We start from the raw sequence: 16,691 nt of genomic DNA on the forward strand, positions 1-16,691 counted from the left end.
GCGCGTTTCTGACGTTGATCTGAAGGTTCAGGCCCAAGAAACGACGTCTTCGATCCGACGGCGTGTTTTGGGATACATCGGACCATCGGCACGGTATCCGAACGCAACCATGACGGCAGGTTTGTAAACCGATGTGTCGATGCCAAAATGCTCTTGCAGCACGGCTTCGGTCTTGTCGATCTCAAACCCTTCGATCGGGCAAGAATCGATACCCATCAGCGCGCCCGCGGTCATCATGTTGCCCAAAACGATGTAGGACTGTCGCGCCGCCCATTCGGCAATTTGCGCGTCCGTTTCCAGTTTGAAATCGTTTTCCTGGAACTTCGTATAGGCAGCTTTGATAAACCCAGCGGCGTCTTCGGGGAATTGTTTGACCTCGCGATTGTGCGTGTCCAGATATTCGGACCCAGCCTTCATTGTCGCGCCCGTATGAGACAATACAATGACGAAATGGCTGGATGTTCCCAACTGGCCTGCTGTGCCATTTGTGGCACCGTTCGCGCCCCAGGTGAATTCGCGAAACAGCTCGCGTTTTTCCGGGGACTGAACAACCAAAAGCTGGAAGGGCTCTGTACCAAATGAGGTCGGAGACAGACGTGCAGCTTCAAGGATGGTTTCGAATTCACCGTCACTGATTTTGCGGTTTGGGTCGAAGACCTTTGTGGCGTGACGGAAGTTAAATGCGTCGATGATCTGGGTGTGAACGTCGACTGTGTCGATGATGTCTTTCATTAGGATCAAGCTCCTGCTCGTTGATGAGCGGCATTTAGGTGAACTTGAAACCAGCCACTATCTGTTGAATTCGGGAAAGATTATCCCGAATGGCAAAAGAATGGTTCAGATCAGGTCGGCGTAACAGGCCTTGTTGGTTTCCAAGATGCGTTCGCGCATGAAATCGAGAAAGGCTTTGACGCGCGCGTGCATCAAACGACCCGGCGGACGCACCGCCCAGATTTTCGATTCCGGCCAGGCGCGCATTCCCGGCAGCACCGGGATCAAACGGCCGTCCCGAATATAATCACCCGTTTGCCAGAGGGATGCGCGCCCGATGCCCAGCCCCGCCAGCGTCCAATCGACGATAGCATCACCAAGGCTAACAGTGACCGGCCCCGAGACACGGACATCGTGCATGCGCTCATCGCCGTCGATCAGATGCCAGACCTCGCGCTGTTTCATGGTCAGACAGGCGTGATTTGTCAGGTCAAACGGAACCCGCGGTATCCCTGCCTGCTCCAAATATTGCGGAGCGGCCACCAGCATCCGGGGATCATCATCCAGTTTTTGGGCCAGCAGGCTGGAAGGACCCAGATCACCAATCCGAAAGGCTAAATCATAGCCTTGTTCGATGATGTCGATGATCGTGTCCGTCAGATTCAGATCCAATTGCACATGCGGATAGCGGCGCAGGAACTCGGGCACAAAGGGAACGATATGCGAGCGACCAAAGGAAGCTGACGCCGTCACGCGCAGCCGACCTGACACAGATGCGGAGGTTCTGGACAATTCGGTACGCGCGTCCTCCAAATCTTCGAGAATGCGTTTTGCATGTTCCAAGAACAGCTCTCCGTCCGGGGTCAGAGAAATAGCCCGTGTCGTTCTGTTCAGCAGCTTTACATCCAACTCCGTTTCGAGCGCCTGAATCCGCTGCGACGTGTTTGTGGGCGAAAAACCAAATTCCGCACCCGCGCGACCAATGGCCCCCAACGTTGCCACCCGGACAAATAGCTGCAGATTGTTCAGATCGAGTGACATCGGTTTTGCAATATTACGGTCGCTTTCATCTTTCTGTCTGTACTAGTGTTGGTAATTCGACGAACGATTACTTTGCCTTCACCTCAGCCTGCATCATCACGCGCTGCTTCGCGCAGTTCAAATTTCTGTATCTTTCCAGTGGATGTCTTTGGCAGGTCCGCGAACACAACGGATTTTGGCGTTTTGAACCCAGCCAAGTGTTCGCGGCAGAAAGCAATCAGGTCAGTCTCGTCCACCTGGTGACCGGGTCGTAGTTCGACAAAAGCACAAGGCACTTCGCCCCATTTCTCGTCTGGCTTTGCAACCACTGCCGCAGCCTGAACTGCCGGGTGACGGAACAGGACGGCCTCGACTTCAACCGACGAAATATTTTCACCGCCCGAGATAATCACGTCCTTCAGGCGATCCTTGATCTGGATGTACCCGTCCGGTTTCATGACAGCCGCGTCTCCGGACCAGAACCAACCGTCTTTGAACGCCTTTTCAGTTGCGTTTTGGTCTTTGTAGTAGCCTTTCATTACCGTATTGCCCCGAATGACGATTTCGCCCTGAGTCTGCCCATCGCGCGGGACCTCTTCGCCAGTTTGATCATCGACAACACTCACCGCCTCAACCATAGGAAAGGCAATGCCTTGATGGGCCTGCAAAAGCGCCTGCTCGGCCGGATCCTTGTCGTCCCATTCCTCCTGCCACAGACACTGGGAAATATGGCCATAAGTCTCGGTCAGGCCATAAACCTGCATCACATCCAGTCCCATCGCCTTGGTCTTTTCCAGAACCGTGGGTGGCGGAGGTGCGCCCGCCGTAAGCACACGGATTGGCGGATCAAAAGGGGCGTCCCCTGCCATTTCGCTTTCCGCCATCATCTGCAGAATGATCGGTGCCGCTCCCAGATGAGTCACCCCATGTTTGCGGATTGCCGCCAGCAACAAGTCGGCAGCAGGCATGCGGGTGAACACGGAGGTGCCGCCAAGGATTGCCATGACCCAAGGATGTCCCCAGCCGTTGCAGTGAAACATCGGAACAACCGACAGGTACACCGGATAGTGTGGCATCTGCCACGCAGCGACGGTTCCAAGTGCGATCAGGTAAGCCCCACGATGATGGTACACCACGCCCTTCGGGCGCCCCGATGTCCCGGACGTATAGTTCAGCGCAATGGCGTCCCATTCATTTTCGGGCAGAGACGCGAGCGACGGGTCCACCCCCGTTGCGGCCAAGTCTTCAAAGTCCTTACCACCCAACGTTGCCGTGCCCTCGAAATTGGGGTCATCAATCTCGACCACCGGGATCGTTCGACCCATATGTTCGAAGGCATCGGACAGCAATGGTATGAATTCCCGGTCAACGATCACCAGCTTTGAATCTGCGTGATCCAGGATATAGGCAATGGTCTCGACCTCAAGCCGTATGTTGATGGTGTTGAGCACCGCGCCCGAAAGCGGAACCGCGAAATGCAATTCGAACAATTCGGGAATATTGGGTGCCAGGACCGATACGGTATCCCCTTTTCCGATCCCCATCGCGCGAAGTCCGCTGGCGATGGCATGCGTTCGATCTGTGATCTCTGACCAATTGCGCCGCAAATCCTGATAGATCACCGCGACCCGGTCGCCGTGCAGCGCCTTGGCTCTGGCCAGAAAGGACAAGGGTGAAAGCTGCACAAAATTGGCAGCGTTTGGACCCAGCGATTCGTAATTCTCCAACACGGCCTTACCTCTCGAATTTGCGGTTTCGGGGCAGACTACATTCACTTGGCCGCGTTTGGCACGGATAAAATGCGCAAAAGCGTATACCGCCTGAAACGCCCCGAAATGAGGCCGACGTCAAGGAAAGGGATCGGACAGGGCGACGTCCCGCCCCGTCGCGCGGAACTTAATATCAGTTTGATTGCTGGAAAATTCGGTGCAATTGTGGCAACACCACAAGGATCAGTGTCAGGAATCTCCGAGTCTGGCTTGCTCGGCGCTCCGGACGAACACGAACATTTTGGAAGCGCGAAACTTCTCGGGCCGTGGCGTAACTATCGGACAATGTCCCCGCATGTCGAGTTTTCGTCCTCTAACAACATTGAACAGAGAACGATTCAAAAGATGATGCCGGCGTAATGCGCGTAAGGGCTGAAAATCCGGGTTTTCCGGAAAACACTGAAATTATTTTTGGAGGAGAGATCAGTGAGTGAAATCACATCTGAAGTCATCTGGCCTGACATGGGGGTCGAAATTGATCCTAACAGCTATTCCTCGGTTGTTGAAATGTTTGAACAGGCTTTTCTCACCTATCCCGAGCACACGGCCTATGTCGGTTTGGGCGGCAGTCTGACCTATACGGATGTAGACCGGTTGTCGCGCGATTTTGCGGCATATCTGCAAGCGAAGCTGGGCGTGAAGAAGGGCGATCGCATCGCGTTGATGGTGCCAAATATTCTGGCCTTCCCGATTGCCATGTTGGGCATCATTCGCGCCGGTGGCGTTCAGGTAAACGTCAACCCCATGTATACGCCGCACGAGCTGGAGCATCAGTTGAACGACGCAGGTGCCGAGATCATCGTGATCTTCGGCGGCTCGACCCCGACGCTGGCCGAGGTTGTCGACAACACTCCGATCAAGACCGTGATCACTGTTGATCTGGGCGATGCGTCTCCAACTGAAATCCCCAGCCCGCCTGCTGACGAACGTCTGGCAAACACACTGAGCTTTGCCAAGCTGCTGGACGAAGGTGAAGACCTGGACTTCAATCCGCCAGAGATTACCGGCGACGATCTGCTGTTCCTGCAGTATACTGGCGGCACCACCGGCCTTTCCAAAGCGGCCGTTCTGTCGCATCGCAACCTGGTGGCCAACACCGAGCAGACCAAAGCCGCCCTGCCTGAAGCCATGCGCCACGGTGTAGAGGTCATTGTGACCCCGCTGCCGCTGTATCACATCTTCGCGCTGATGGTGAACATGATCACCTATGGCTCGATCGGTGCCAAAAACTATCTGGTTGCCAACCCCCGTGATCCGCAGCAACTGATCTCGGCCTATCGCGACAGTGGGTTCACCGTTTCGACTGCCGTGAACACCCTGATTGCCGGACTGGTCTCGCATCCCGAGCTAAAGAATGTCGATTTCTCGAACTATCGTGCGATGATCGGCGGCGGTGCTCCTGTCCAAGAGGCGGTCTCGAATCGTTGGAAGGAGATCACCGGTCACCACGTTCTGGAAGGCTATGGCATGTCGGAAACCTCACCGGTTCTGACGCTGAACCCGATGGGACAGGATGCTTTCTCGGCCGCAGTTGGTTATCCGCTGCCTTCGACCGACATCATCCTGTTGGATGACGAGGACAATCGGGTCGGCACCGGTGAAGCAGGGGAAATCTGCGCCAAAGGTCCGCAGGTCATGCAAGGCTACTGGAATCGTCCGGAAGAAACCGCGTCGAACTTTACCGATGACGGGTATTTCCGCACCGGTGACATCGGCGTGCGCGACGAGAAAGGTCTGATCAAGATCGTGGACCGCAAGAAAGACATGGTTCTGGTCTCGGGTTTCAACGTCTACCCCAACGAGATCGAAGCACATGTTGCCATGCTGGATGAGGTGGCCGAAGTGGCCGCGGTTGGCGTGCCGGACGAGAAAACCGGAGAGGCAATCCGATTGTTCATCAGTGTGGCGGACGGTGCTGACCTTACGTCCGAGCAGGTGATCGAACATTGCCGCAAGGGTCTGGCAGGGTATAAAGTTCCCAAACAGATCAAGTTCCTGGACGAACTGCCGAAATCCACGGTGGGTAAAATCCTACGGAAAGACCTGAGGGGGCTGTAAGCTATGAGTGACGGAAAAACCTTTCCACCAAGCTACACCGTAGCAAACATTGAAGAGCATGTGGGCCGAGTATTCGGCCCCAGCGACCCCGTAACTGTGGATCAGGCGCGCATTCAAGGTTTTGCCGATATCACCGGCGACCAGCAATGGATTCACGTCGACGTTGAACGCGCCACCAAGCACAGCCCTTTCGGCGGCCCGATTGCGCACGGCTATTTGACCCTTTCGCTGCTGGCGGCGGCACAGATGGATTTGGGCATCGTCCCCGAGGGTAGCAAAGGCGTTATGAACTATGGTCTGGACAAGGTGCGCTTTCTGGCACCGGTTCCCAGCGGAGCTGATGTCGAGGTATCGGCGGTTCTGTCGAGCGTCGAGCGCAAAGAGGGTGGTCGCATTCTTATCCGCTCGACGGTGACGGCGCAGGTCGTCGGGGCTGACAGCCCTGCCCTGATCGCAGAATCGCTTGCAATGGCCTTTACCTGATACTCCACGGACAGGAGAATACCGATATGACCGATAAAGACACCAAGGACGACGGATTCGCCGGTTCGATCTCGAAATTCTACAGTGCCATGGCGAAACACCCCATGGAGCTGATGCGCATGGGCATGAATACCGGAAATCAGATGTTCGGTATTTTCAGCGGCATGAGCCCGTCACAGGACGAGACCCGCGACAAGCGATTTGCGGATCCGGTTTGGGAAAGCAATCCGGCGTATCGCGCGCTCAAGCAAAGCTACATGGCCTGGTGCCAGAACACGATGCAATGGATCGACGACCTAGATCTGGACCATCGCGACACCGAACGCATGAAGTTGCTGACTGGCACTTTTCTGGACACATGGTCGCCAACCAATGTTCTGATGGGCAACCCTTCTGCCATGAAAAAAACGCTGGAGACCGGCGGTGAGAACATCGTTGCGGGCATGCGCAATCTGGTTGACGATATCGTCAACAACGGCGGCATGCCGTCCTCGGTAGACCGATCCAAATTCAAAGTGGGCGGGAACCTTGGGATCTCCGAAGGGGATGTGATTCACCGCGATGAGTTGCGTGAATTGATTCAGTATGCGCCCCAGACAGATAAGGTCAAAGGCACGCCGATCCTGATCGTGCCGCCGCAAATCAACAAGTTCTATGTCTGGGACCTTTCGCCCGAGCGCAGCTTGGTCGAATTCCTCGTGAAGCAGGGTTTTACGGTCTTTATCGTGTCCTGGCGCAACCCTGGCCCCCAAGACGCAGATTACGGGCTGGATGACTATGTGCAGTCTTTGGATCAGGCGTCCGAAATTGTCACCAAGATCAGCGGTTCGCCCAAGGTACATATCGCTGGTGCATGCTCGGGCGGGATCACCATGTCCATGTTGCTGAGCTATTGGGCAGCAAAGGGCATCGACCGTGCGGCCAGCGCCACATTCCTGGTGACTATCCTGGACACGGAAGGGGCGGCGAACACCTCGATGGGCCTATTTGCCAACATGGAAATCCTGTCGCTGGCCAAAACGATCTCTCGTACCAGAGGCGTGATCGAAGGTGATGATCTGGCTAAGGTTTTTGCGTGGTTGCGGCCAAACGATCTGATCTGGGCCTATTGGATTAACAACTATCTGATGGGTCAGAACCCGCCTGCCTTCGACATCTTGTTCTGGAATGACGACACCACCAATATGTCGGCCGGCCTGCACAACGACTATATGGACTTGCTGGAGGAAAACGGGCTGGAATCTGGCACTGCCATGGTTCTCGGCGAAAAGGCCGATCTGTCCAAAGTCACCTGTGATTCTTATGTTCTGGGCGGCACGACCGACCACATCACCCCGTGGGAAGGCTGCTATCGCACCGTCAACATGCTGGGTGGGAATACAGAGTTCATCCTAAGTTCCAGCGGTCACATCCAGGCAATCGTGAACCCACCAAGCAACCGCAAGGCCAAGTTCCGCCGCATGGAAAACCCGCCGAAAGAGACCGAAACCTACCTTGAAAAGAGCACTGAAGTTGAAGGCACATGGTGGTTGCACTGGGTTGAATGGATGACCGAACGCTCAGGGAAGGAAAAGACGGCCCCTAAATCGACAGGGAATAAAGAATTTCCGGCGATCTGCGCGTCTCCGGGAACCTATGTTCATCAAGAAGCAGGAAACGCATGAGAACAGCACCGGTGACAGAACAAACGCGGGTTAAAATCACAACGGCCAGCGTCTGGGGACGCCCGGTTCGGTATGCGGATTATCATCCGGAAACGGCAGAGCATACACTTTTGCTATTTAACGGCATTGGTGCAAATATCGAAAGCGCCGAACGGTTCATTAGCAGTTTTGAAAATGTCCGGGTCATTTTGTTTGATGCCCCGGGCGTTGGCGGCACCCCGACGCCGACCCTGCCCTATCGCATATCGCTTGTCGCTGACATGGCCGCGAGCCTTCTGAACCAGTTGAAGATTGATAAAGTGCATGTGTTTGGCGTGTCCTGGGGCGGTGGCGCGGCCCAGCAATTTGCTCATTTGTATCAGCATCGCGTCCTGTCGCTGACCTTGGCGGCAACCGCCGCCGGAGCAATCATGATCCCCGGGTCACCCAAAACGCTGTTGAAAATGGTGACCCCCAAACGCCACAGCGACCCCACTTTCATGCTGAAGAACGCGATCCACCTGTATGGCGGCACCGTTGCCGTGCAAGAGGAATTGATGCGCGAATTTTCTGAAGCCTTGGACCACGGCACTCCGATCGGATACATGTATCAGCTCTCGGCTATCATCGGATGGACCAGCTGGCACTATCTGCCCAAGTTGAAGATGCCGTCTTTGGTGTTGATGGGCGAAGATGATCCGATTGTGCCGGTTGCCAACGGGCGCATATTGGCTAGTCGCCTTGCCCGCGGCAAGCTTGAGGTCCTACCCTGTGGACATCTGTTCATGGTCACTATGCCGGAACAAACCGCGCAACGAGTGGAACGGTTTATTTTCGAAGGCCACTAAGGGCAGCCCGTCATGGGACAGCGCGATTTGGACCTGCCGACAATGCGAAAATTCGCAACGGGAACGCTGATCGTTCTTGTTTCGGTTTATTTGGCCACGTTTCTGACCCCGGATGCCAATTGGCCGGTGAAATTGCTGCGAGCGGCAGCTGGTGCGGGCATTGTGGGCGCTTTGGCTGATTGGTTTGCTGTCGTGGCGCTGTTCCGTCATCCGTTGGGGTTACCCATTCCACACACAGCCTTGCTGCCGCGCAATCAGCAACGTGTTGCCATCAATGTCGGGCGGTTCATAGAAGAGAATTTTCTGAAACCCGATCTGATCCTGTCAAAACTACGCAATAGCGCCGTGTCCAAGCAGATTGCTCAATGGCTGCTGCGCGAAGGGCAATCGGAATACGTCGTCGAGCGGATGCTCGGCGCGCTCGCCCAAGTCCTGCGCGCGGACTTGCCAGACAACGTGTTCAGTGCATTGGCCAAACTGACGCGCAAACTCACCAAAGAGGCCGCCGAAAACCCCAATGTCGCGCATGAGGTTTCGAATCTTCTGCAACATGGGCTGAAGGGCGAAACACTGACCGAGATCATCTCGTTCATGCGCGAAACGGTTCAGGAAAACCGCCCTGCCGTCGAGCGGTTGGTCCGCGAGCACAGCCGTTGGTGGATCGCGTCACGCGTGGACAGAAACGCATCGGAAATGATCGTAAACGGTTTGTTGTCGGTTCTGGACAATCTGGCACAACCCGACAGCACGCTGCGGGCGGATTTCGAAGACGCAACCGCCCATGTGGTGCAGGATTTCGCCAAGACCGAACGCTTGCAGCAAATCGTCGAAAGTTCGGTCGCTGATTATGTAGAGGCTGATCACTTTGATGAAAACCTGCGCGGCCTCATCCGCTCTCTGACGATCCGACTGGCAGATTATCTGGAAAGCAGCGATGTTACCCATGCGATTCAAGGTGCGCTTCGCCGCGCCGCCGAAAAGCTATCCCGCGATGAAGACCTGCAGTGCAGAATCGACGCGGCAATTGCGGATTTCGTTGCCAAAATGATCCCCGAGATACGCCCCCATGTCGGTGCCTTTGTGGCTCAGACAATCGCGGAATGGGATCCTGACCTGCTGGTAGAACGATTTGAAACCGAGGCCGGCAGAGACCTGCAGTTCATTCGGATCAACGGCGCGTTGCTGGGGTTTGCAATCGGTGGCATTCTGTTCTCGGTCGAGCACTTGATCGGCTGACACGTCCGGTATTCTGTCCGGGGCGTTTCATCCAAACATGTGGGCAGCGATAGTGACAGTCGACGCTGATATTCGGTTCAACTGCGCCGCAACCCGACCAAAAGAAAAACCCCGGCGTCGGAAAACACCGGGGTCCTCAACAGGGATTTGACCGCTGTCGATTACTTCTTGTCAGCTTTTGCGACAGCTTCGTCAACAGCGCTGAACAGCGGTGCCAAAGCGGCTTTGCTTTGCTCTTCCGCGATGTTGCTCAGGTCTTTGATCTGGCCGCTGACGGCTTCGATCTGCTTGGTGATGAACGCCTGGTGCTGCTCAGCAACATTCGCAATGCTCGGGGCTTTGACGATATTGCGGCCGTGCTCAACAGTGTTGTCCAGGTTGGCGCGCATAAAGTTCATCAGGGCGCGGTCAAATGCAACGACGCCGTCAAATGTCTTACGAATGGTTTCGTTCGCAACCGAGCCGTACTGACCCAGGTTTTCGCCGTAGCCTTTGAAGTTCTTGGTAACGTCCTGGTACGAGTTCGCGATCGACTGAACCATTGCAGTGACGTTGTTTTCTTCAGCAGCGGGTGCCTTCGCGGCAGCTTTGGTAGTAGCCATTTTTGGCCTCCTTCGGAAAATGTTTGCAGTGACGAGCCGAATATAAGGTTATACAATGCTGCATTGCAATAAATTTTTGCTGCACTGCAGCAAACGATGGCCAAGCATATAATTTAGCAGTTTCAATACTTTATCTGCGACCCCTTTTGTACAGCCGAATTTACGTTAGGTCACGAAACAGGAAACCAGGTCGCGCATCTGCTATTTCTTGTCCGCCCCAGGTACCATTTTGAGAATCATGTTCAACAAATCCGTGTTGGGCACCAACGCACCCGCCCATTTCTGCGCCAGAGCTTCTGGGGACATCTTTGCGATCTCATCGTTTAGCGACTCTTCCATCTTGGCAATCCACCTGTCCTGAACTGATTTCACATCCGGTAGACCCAGAGAATCCCGAAGTTCGGCAGGCGTCATCTCAACATCGATACTTACCTTCACGTTCAATTCCTCCCATTTTGGTTGTCTTGTCGGCTCAATCATACACGCATCGATCCGGAAATTGCCAAAAAACCAGCGCTTGATCGCTGCCGCTTTTGCACAAAGCCAACCGGCACGCTGTCAGTCAAGATTTCCGGGTATTCCCAATGGTCTAGACTAGAAGATACAATCTGAAGTCTTGTATACTTATGGCCCAACGGGACATAATAGGTGACAATTGAGGCCACTTCAGCCACGGCCCAGCACAAAAAACGTTTTGGGAGGAACGTTGCAAGACAGAATTTACAACACAGCAAAGCTGCAAGCAGCTTTAGAAGCACTGGATCGCCGCGACATTGAGACATCGCATGTCTTTCCAAAAACTGGCCTGGAACGTGACCAGCTTCCAGACCTTGATCTGCGTGTTTCTGCGGGGCAGATTATCCAGGCGTTTAAGAATATCTCCGAAAAGTTCTGGCACCCGCATCTGGCTTATGAAATTGGACAAAACCTGCACATCTCGTCCTACGGATTGTATGGCTATGCGGTGTTATGCAGCGTGAATTACCGGGAAACAGTGGAATTCGCCCAAAAGTTCCATTTTCTCGCGGCACCGACAGCAAATATGAACTTCAATTTCAATCAAGGTTCCGAGGGTTGGGAGTTTGAACCGACCCCGGATGCGATGGCGGATCGTGACTTCTATGCCTTTCTCGTCAACCTGCAGATCGGAATTTACAATTCCCTGCATAAAGATGTCGTTGGTGCCGAATTTCACTCTCCTTTGATCCAGGTGCGCTACGATGAGGGCAGCAAATATCTGCTGCCACCGGATGCGGCCGCCCGGATCAAATATGTTGCGCCCGGAAACTGCTTTCATGTCCCAACCGACTTGATGGAGCAAAGGCTTGAACTCGGCAACCAATTGACCTTCAAACAGGTGGTTCGCATCTGTGAGACCGAACTAACAGAACTGACGCAGCAGGATGGTGTCACGGGGCAAGTCAAGCGGGCTTTGATCCAAAACGCTGCATTTTCTGATAATATGGAATCGGTCTCCAACCATCTCGGGCTGACCAGTAGAACCCTGCGCAGACACCTTAAGCGGGAAGAGACCACGTTCAGTGAAATTGTCGATGGCGTTCGAACCGAGCTTGCCTTGAAATATCTGCGCAAGGCCGATCTCAGCACCGAAGAAATTGCGCATGTCCTTGGGTTCTCGGAAACTGCCAGCTTTGTTCGTGCATTTCGGCGGTGGACTGGCAGCACGCCAAAGAACTTCAGAGTGTCGGTCTGACCCGCATCCACCCATCAAGAACCTGAGCGTGTACCCTAGGAAGAATCGCGCAAAGTTTGCATAAAATCTGCCAACGAGTCCGGATGCGCCTTGGATTCAATTTTGGCAAGCAATGCATCCAAGTGCATTCGGAAGTGTAGAACATCCCCGTTGTGTTCAAGTTCCGCGCCCAACCCGTTAAACAAAGCTTGTGCCTTGAAGTTCACTGGCAAAACTTCGGCATGGGCCAGCTTCACACCCTGATTAATGCAATCGAACGTGGTTGCCGCTAACAGCACGTGCGAGATCCCGAGGCCGTGGAACTCGTCCAGCACGGTCGTCGAAATTTCAACATCTTCTTCGTCCTCGGTGCCACGAATAGCATGAACCGCCGCGATCGGGCGCTCACCGCCGGCCTCGGCGTCCAGTGCACCCCAAGCGATGTGTTTGACTCCGTCCACGCTCGCTAAGAGGTCAAGAACCGAGTCCGGCGCATCCGAGAAGCCCGCAAAGAACCGAAAGTACCTCGACTGGTCTGAAAGGTCGTGGATGGCTTTTGCGATCAGCGGCTTGTCCGAGGCCTTAATGGGGCGCACCAAAATGCGGTGGCCATTGTCCAACGCTGCCCGATACGCGCACTCGTTTTCACACCATTCAATTGAACTAGCCATCTTGATACTCGCATATTGTGACGCTTGACGGGGATTCCCAAATGCTCGTGGTCTGATGCGGTCTGGGTGATCCGTTTTTCCATTGATCAGCACATACCTAGGATGCAATCGAGCCGTTCAAGTTTTTCGTGGCGTCATTAACACAAATTGGCTGCGGTTTCACTGTGTCGTAGTGTTTGTCTCCTGTTGTCGTTCATCTGCGCCGGATTCGACGATTTTGGGGATTTGCGAGCCATGACTATCCGGCAGCCTCGATGCGGATTGAACGCACTGCGGGGTCCAGGCGCGCATACGCGGCGAGCACCTGACCGGCCCATTTCTGCGAAATGTAGTCTGCCATGAAACGAGATGGCGCCAGCAAAGTCACCCGGCCCCCTACCCTTTCGGCCTCGGACAAGTGTTGAAACCAGCTGGACCAAAGCTCGGGATCTCGTGCGTGCAGAATAGCTTGGACTTCGCTCCAAAGGTCATCGCCACCCGGTGGGGCCGGGATCTGTTTGGACTGAAATGGCACAACGTTGTTTTCCGCATCAGGGTTCTGCTTCATCCGGTCTTGAAAGTCCGTCCCGATGATAGGCCAAGCATCTGACGTGTCCAACAAGACCTGCTTAAAGTCGAATTCGTACACCGCCACACGCCCACGAACAGCGGCCCGTTTGACCGAAATCCACCCCAACGCCTTCAGCTTGGCCATTTCCCGCTTTACTGTCCGCTCGTTGACCGACCAAAGTCGGGCGATTTCTTCGCGCCCAATGGACAACTCATTGCCACGCCAATTGTAGCGGGTCGTAATCAGGGCAATAACACGAAGAACACTTCGCTGTTGGTGTTTGTCGCCTGATAATGCGTGAACGACCAAAGCCGATAAGATATCGTACTTCAGAACCGACGCATTCCGGCCCACAGTCTTTGCAAGCTGCATCCGTGTCCTCACTGCTCTGTCTGCCTCTGACGGTATTAAACCGCCGTTTTCGCGTCTTTGGCAACGCTTTTCCAAATTCTTCCCTGATTAGCGTCCAAGACTTCGATTCTGTCAAGAGGTCTTCGACAGGAGCGCGGGTTTACGTTCCAGACCCTGTTTTTCATTTAATGAATTTGGTGAATCATTGGTGAGGGGGGACATTCTGTCTGTCCCCGTAAGTGCGAGAGTTGCCCCCCCCTATATCCTGTGTGGGCTGTGCTTCTGTCCCCCTAATTATCGTGATCGGCACCACTGTAGCAGGCTTTCTCGTCCGAATCGCGACCATGGGAAGAAGCCGGGTCAGTAGCCTTGTTTTCTTACCCACGGGTAATGTCTCCATGGGATAATATTTTCTTTTGCTATAAATGCAAATCGGTCGTAAAAAGCGAATAGGGCGAATTTAACGTCCACCAATAATGTGAGTTGAGGCATGTACACACACGAAGACCTGAATGCGATGCGCAACCAATCCCTCAAGTTGCAGGGATGGATTCGGCAGCAAACCTTTAGTCCAGAGAAAGAGAAGACGCTTCGTCGCTTTTCAAGCTGGGAAGTGTCCGAATTGATTTTTCGGGTCAATCAGTCGACCTTTCGCGGCAAGCTGGCCGCGGATCCGTCTTTGCCAGGCGGCGAGGTGGAGCCTGACGGTCGGCAGCGCTGGTTTAGCCTTGAAGAGGTCAATGAGCTCCGGCGGCGTCTAAAGGTAAACCGACAGTCGCTTATGCCGCCGCGCCCGATTGGCAAGCGAGCGGTTCGGGCGGCGGTTGCAAACTTCAAGGGCGGAGCCGGGAAATCCACGGTTGCGCTGCATCTGGCGCATGCCGCGGCGCTGGATGGGTATCGGGTATTGGTCGTCGATTTTGACCCACAGGCGACGCTCAGTCATTCGATGGGTCTTACGGATATTGCCGAGGACTTTACGGTTTGGGGCATTATGGCGCGGGACCTCATACGAGAAACCGAGCGTATGAACAGCCGACCTTCGGCGGCTGAATCCGGAACCGCCCTGCCCCGCCGTGAATTGCCGCCGTCCATAACGGATATGGGTCTTGGTGATTTGCGGATTTCGGACTTCATCAAGCAGACATCCTGGTCCACGATTGATGTGATCCCGTCCTGCGCCAACGCGGCGTTCGTTGAATTTGCATCCGCGCAATACCGCCACCTTAACCCCGAGTGGTCGTTCTTTGCTGCGGTCTCTCGTTATTTGGACCAGATTCCAGATGATGCATATGACCTGATTATTTTCGATTGCCCTCCCGCGATTGGCTACCAGTCCATGAATGCGGTCTTCGCTGCGGATATGTTATATATCCCTTCCGGCCCGGGGTATTGGGAATATGATTCCACTACGTCGTTCATCGGGCAGCTTGCTGAAGCGCTAGAAGACTTGGCTTACGGTTTCGACAAAACCTTACCCACGGGTAAAATCGGACTGCCGAAAGTGTTCAGGGAACTGCGCTTTCTCCTGACTCGCTACGAGCCGGGGAATGCGTTGCACATCGCTATGTTCGACGCCTTTCGCAAGGTGTTCAGTGAGAACGTTGCAGAGCATCCCGTTGAGATGACCCGCGCTGTCGAGCAATCGGGCCGCTTCCTGAGTTCGGTTTACGAAATGGACTATAGAGAGATGACACGAGAAACCTGGCGTCGGGCGCGGTCGACATTTGACAACGTTTATGAGGAATTTCGAGAGGTGATGTTGTCGGCCTGGGACAAACTGGAGGATGAGACATGAGCCGCAAGCGCAGAATGTTTGATATAGACTTGGCAGCCATCGACCAGACTCCTCAGGCCGCAGAGGATGGTGCAACGGACCGTCGCCGGGGGCCGATGGCTGCGGCAATTTCGGAAAACGCCGGGGCTTTGCGCGATCAGCAGACAACCGAGGATGCAATCCGCTTGGAAAATGATCGTCTGGCGCATGAATACGTCAAATTGCGGTCCGAAGGGTTGGTCACTCAAAAAGTCCCGTTAGGGGATGTCGTGACGGAAAAACTGACCCGTGACAGGACGCCGGGCACAGATCCGGAGTTGGAAGAGTTGAAGCTTTCAATTCACGAAATCGGGTTGTCCAATCCAATCCGTGTTGAACGTCGGCCAGATGGGCGGTTTGATCTCATCCAAGGTATGCGTCGTCTGTCGGCCTATAAGGCGCTTTACGAGGAAACGGGTGATGTTGTGTTCTCTGCGATTCCAGCAGGTGTTTCTGAGGCTGCTACCTTGGATGACAGCTATCGGCGAATGGTCGATGAGAACCTGATCCGAAAGGACATCTCGTTCGCCGAGATGGGCACCCTCGCCCGTGCTTACACTGAGGACCAGGAAAACGGCTGCGACGATGTGGACAAGGCCGTCTCGATTCTTTTCAAGTCAGCAAGCTATACCAAGCGCAGCTATATTCGCGCCTTTGCCAGTCTGCTGGCCGCCTTGGATGCGGCGCTGCTATTTCCCAATGACATTCCTCGAAATGTCGGGGTGGAACTGAAGCGCAGAATTGACGCGGATCCTGGTCTTACACACCGCGTGAAGACAGCGCTGCTCGCCGAGCCCGAGCGGGACAGCGCCCGAGAAGTTGCGGTTTTGCGCAGTTTTCTAGCTTCGTCTGCGGGTGCCTCGGGAAAGGTGAAAATGGAAAGTTCGACCAAGCCGCGGCGCGCAAAGACAACCTTTCAAGTGCCGGGTAGGGCAGGGATTGCTAAGTGCTCGGCCTCTAGTGGGCGGCTCGAGCTGAGGTATGACTTGGATTTTACGCGGGTGGATAGGGGCAAGTTGGAAGCAGCGATTGCTTCGCTCATTGATGGTCTTCGAGAAGAAGATGATCTTACCCAAGGGTAAGGTCAAGCGGTTCGAATTGTGGCCAGTACAGGTGCGCCGGAGATATCTCCTGCGTTTTTTTGGGGTTTCACCCCAATAGATTCGTGACCGGATTTTCTGCGATATCGACGTCATCATAGTATTTCTGCGCCTGGGCCATGGAGCGGTGCAGCGAGAGG

Annotated in this window: 15 protein-coding genes; 8 read left to right on the forward strand and 7 right to left on the reverse strand. The window is 54.6% G+C overall.

All coding sequences use genetic code 11. The annotated features are described in order from the left end of the window. Positions 1-27 precede the first annotated feature (27 nt). The 3 genes from ACR0CR_RS14255 to ACR0CR_RS14265 form a co-directional block, all read right to left on the reverse strand. The gene (locus ACR0CR_RS14255) at positions 28-732 is read right to left on the reverse strand and encodes an NAD(P)H-dependent oxidoreductase (RefSeq protein WP_480600127.1); all 705 of its coding nucleotides are present in this window, start codon (positions 730-732) and stop codon (positions 28-30) included. Between the two features lie 105 nt (positions 733-837). Next, on the reverse strand, positions 838-1,752 hold the full coding sequence (locus ACR0CR_RS14260; protein WP_480600129.1) for a LysR family transcriptional regulator: 915 nt from the start codon (positions 1,750-1,752) through the stop codon (positions 838-840). 83 nt (positions 1,753-1,835) lie between these two features. Then, positions 1,836-3,461 carry an AMP-binding protein gene (locus ACR0CR_RS14265; RefSeq protein WP_480600131.1) on the reverse strand — a complete coding sequence of 542 codons (1,626 nt, stop codon included), beginning with the start codon at positions 3,459-3,461 and terminating at the stop codon, positions 1,836-1,838. A 465-nt stretch (positions 3,462-3,926) separates the two neighbouring features. Between ACR0CR_RS14265 and ACR0CR_RS14270 the strand changes: the two genes are divergently transcribed. The 5 genes from ACR0CR_RS14270 to ACR0CR_RS14290 are packed head-to-tail and all read left to right on the forward strand — an operon-like array spanning position 3,927 to position 9,768. Beyond that, entirely contained in the window at positions 3,927-5,558 is a 1,632-nt protein-coding gene (locus ACR0CR_RS14270) for an AMP-binding protein (protein ID WP_480600133.1), read from the forward strand. A gap of 3 nt (positions 5,559-5,561) precedes the next feature. Then, positions 5,562-6,041, forward strand: coding sequence for a MaoC family dehydratase (locus ACR0CR_RS14275; RefSeq protein WP_480600135.1), 480 nt, complete (start codon positions 5,562-5,564; stop codon positions 6,039-6,041). Between the two features lie 26 nt (positions 6,042-6,067). Then, positions 6,068-7,705: a PHA/PHB synthase family protein gene (locus ACR0CR_RS14280; protein WP_480600137.1), complete on the forward strand. Its 1,638-nt coding sequence runs from the start codon at positions 6,068-6,070 to the stop codon at positions 7,703-7,705. After that, a complete protein-coding gene (locus ACR0CR_RS14285) occupies positions 7,702-8,532 on the forward strand; it encodes an alpha/beta fold hydrolase (RefSeq protein ID WP_480600139.1) in 831 nt (276 codons plus the stop codon). The genes ACR0CR_RS14280 and ACR0CR_RS14285 overlap by 4 nt, the downstream gene beginning before the upstream one ends. A gap of 12 nt (positions 8,533-8,544) precedes the next feature. Further along, positions 8,545-9,768: a DUF445 domain-containing protein gene (locus tag ACR0CR_RS14290; protein WP_480600141.1), complete on the forward strand. Its 1,224-nt coding sequence runs from the start codon at positions 8,545-8,547 to the stop codon at positions 9,766-9,768. A gap of 161 nt (positions 9,769-9,929) precedes the next feature. Here ACR0CR_RS14290 and ACR0CR_RS14295 read toward each other — a convergent pair whose 3' ends face one another. Further along, complete coding sequence (locus tag ACR0CR_RS14295) at positions 9,930-10,370, reverse strand: phasin family protein (protein WP_480600143.1); 441 nt, start codon at positions 10,368-10,370, stop codon at positions 9,930-9,932. Positions 10,371-10,571: 201 nt separating this feature from the next. Next, complete coding sequence (locus ACR0CR_RS14300) at positions 10,572-10,808, reverse strand: DUF6489 family protein (protein ID WP_480600145.1); 237 nt, start codon at positions 10,806-10,808, stop codon at positions 10,572-10,574. Positions 10,809-11,064: 256 nt separating this feature from the next. Here ACR0CR_RS14300 and ACR0CR_RS14305 point away from each other — a divergent pair, with 256 nt between their 5' ends. Continuing rightward, positions 11,065-12,084 carry a helix-turn-helix transcriptional regulator gene (locus ACR0CR_RS14305; protein WP_480600147.1) on the forward strand — a complete coding sequence of 340 codons (1,020 nt, stop codon included), beginning with the start codon at positions 11,065-11,067 and terminating at the stop codon, positions 12,082-12,084. A 35-nt stretch (positions 12,085-12,119) separates the two neighbouring features. On the opposite strand, the gene ACR0CR_RS14310 is transcribed toward ACR0CR_RS14305, so the two are convergent. Together ACR0CR_RS14310 and ACR0CR_RS14315 are read right to left on the reverse strand one after the other, a co-directional pair. Further along, positions 12,120-12,734: an N-acetyltransferase family protein gene (locus ACR0CR_RS14310; RefSeq protein WP_480600149.1), complete on the reverse strand. Its 615-nt coding sequence runs from the start codon at positions 12,732-12,734 to the stop codon at positions 12,120-12,122. Between the two features lie 238 nt (positions 12,735-12,972). Next, positions 12,973-13,656 (reverse strand): DnaA N-terminal domain-containing protein, encoded by a 684-nt coding sequence (locus ACR0CR_RS14315; protein WP_480600151.1) that lies wholly within the window; start codon positions 13,654-13,656, stop codon positions 12,973-12,975. 469 nt (positions 13,657-14,125) lie between these two features. On the opposite strand from ACR0CR_RS14315, the gene ACR0CR_RS14320 reads away from it, so the two are divergent. Beyond that, positions 14,126-15,433, forward strand: a complete 1,308-nt coding sequence (locus ACR0CR_RS14320; RefSeq protein ID WP_480600153.1) for an AAA family ATPase — start codon at positions 14,126-14,128, stop codon at positions 15,431-15,433. Positions 15,434-15,447: 14 nt separating this feature from the next. Then, positions 15,448-16,533, forward strand: coding sequence for a ParB/RepB/Spo0J family partition protein (locus ACR0CR_RS14325; protein ID WP_480600155.1), 1,086 nt, complete (start codon positions 15,448-15,450; stop codon positions 16,531-16,533). Positions 16,534-16,691: the final 158 nt, after the last annotated feature.

It is taken from the genome of Ruegeria sp. AM2 (assembly GCF_056540685.1).

Bases quoted from the DNA above. Each gene is read 5' to 3' on its own strand.
- ACR0CR_RS14255 (WP_480600127.1), bottom strand. From the start codon at position 732: ATGAAAGACATCATCGACACAGTCGACGTTCACACCCAGATCATCGAC.
- ACR0CR_RS14290 (WP_480600141.1), top strand. From the start codon at position 8,545: ATGGGACAGCGCGATTTGGACCTGCCGACAATGCGAAAATTCGCAACG.
- ACR0CR_RS14325 (WP_480600155.1), top strand. From the start codon at position 15,448: ATGTTTGATATAGACTTGGCAGCCATCGACCAGACTCCTCAGGCCGCA.
- ACR0CR_RS14260 (WP_480600129.1), bottom strand. From the start codon at position 1,752: ATGTCACTCGATCTGAACAATCTGCAGCTATTTGTCCGGGTGGCAACG.
- ACR0CR_RS14275 (WP_480600135.1), top strand. From the start codon at position 5,562: ATGAGTGACGGAAAAACCTTTCCACCAAGCTACACCGTAGCAAACATT.
- ACR0CR_RS14280 (WP_480600137.1), top strand. From the start codon at position 6,068: ATGACCGATAAAGACACCAAGGACGACGGATTCGCCGGTTCGATCTCG.
- ACR0CR_RS14310 (WP_480600149.1), bottom strand. From the start codon at position 12,734: ATGGCTAGTTCAATTGAATGGTGTGAAAACGAGTGCGCGTATCGGGCA.
- ACR0CR_RS14295 (WP_480600143.1), bottom strand. From the start codon at position 10,370: ATGGCTACTACCAAAGCTGCCGCGAAGGCACCCGCTGCTGAAGAAAAC.
- ACR0CR_RS14285 (WP_480600139.1), top strand. From the start codon at position 7,702: ATGAGAACAGCACCGGTGACAGAACAAACGCGGGTTAAAATCACAACG.
- ACR0CR_RS14315 (WP_480600151.1), bottom strand. From the start codon at position 13,656: ATGCAGCTTGCAAAGACTGTGGGCCGGAATGCGTCGGTTCTGAAGTAC.
- ACR0CR_RS14320 (WP_480600153.1), top strand. From the start codon at position 14,126: ATGTACACACACGAAGACCTGAATGCGATGCGCAACCAATCCCTCAAG.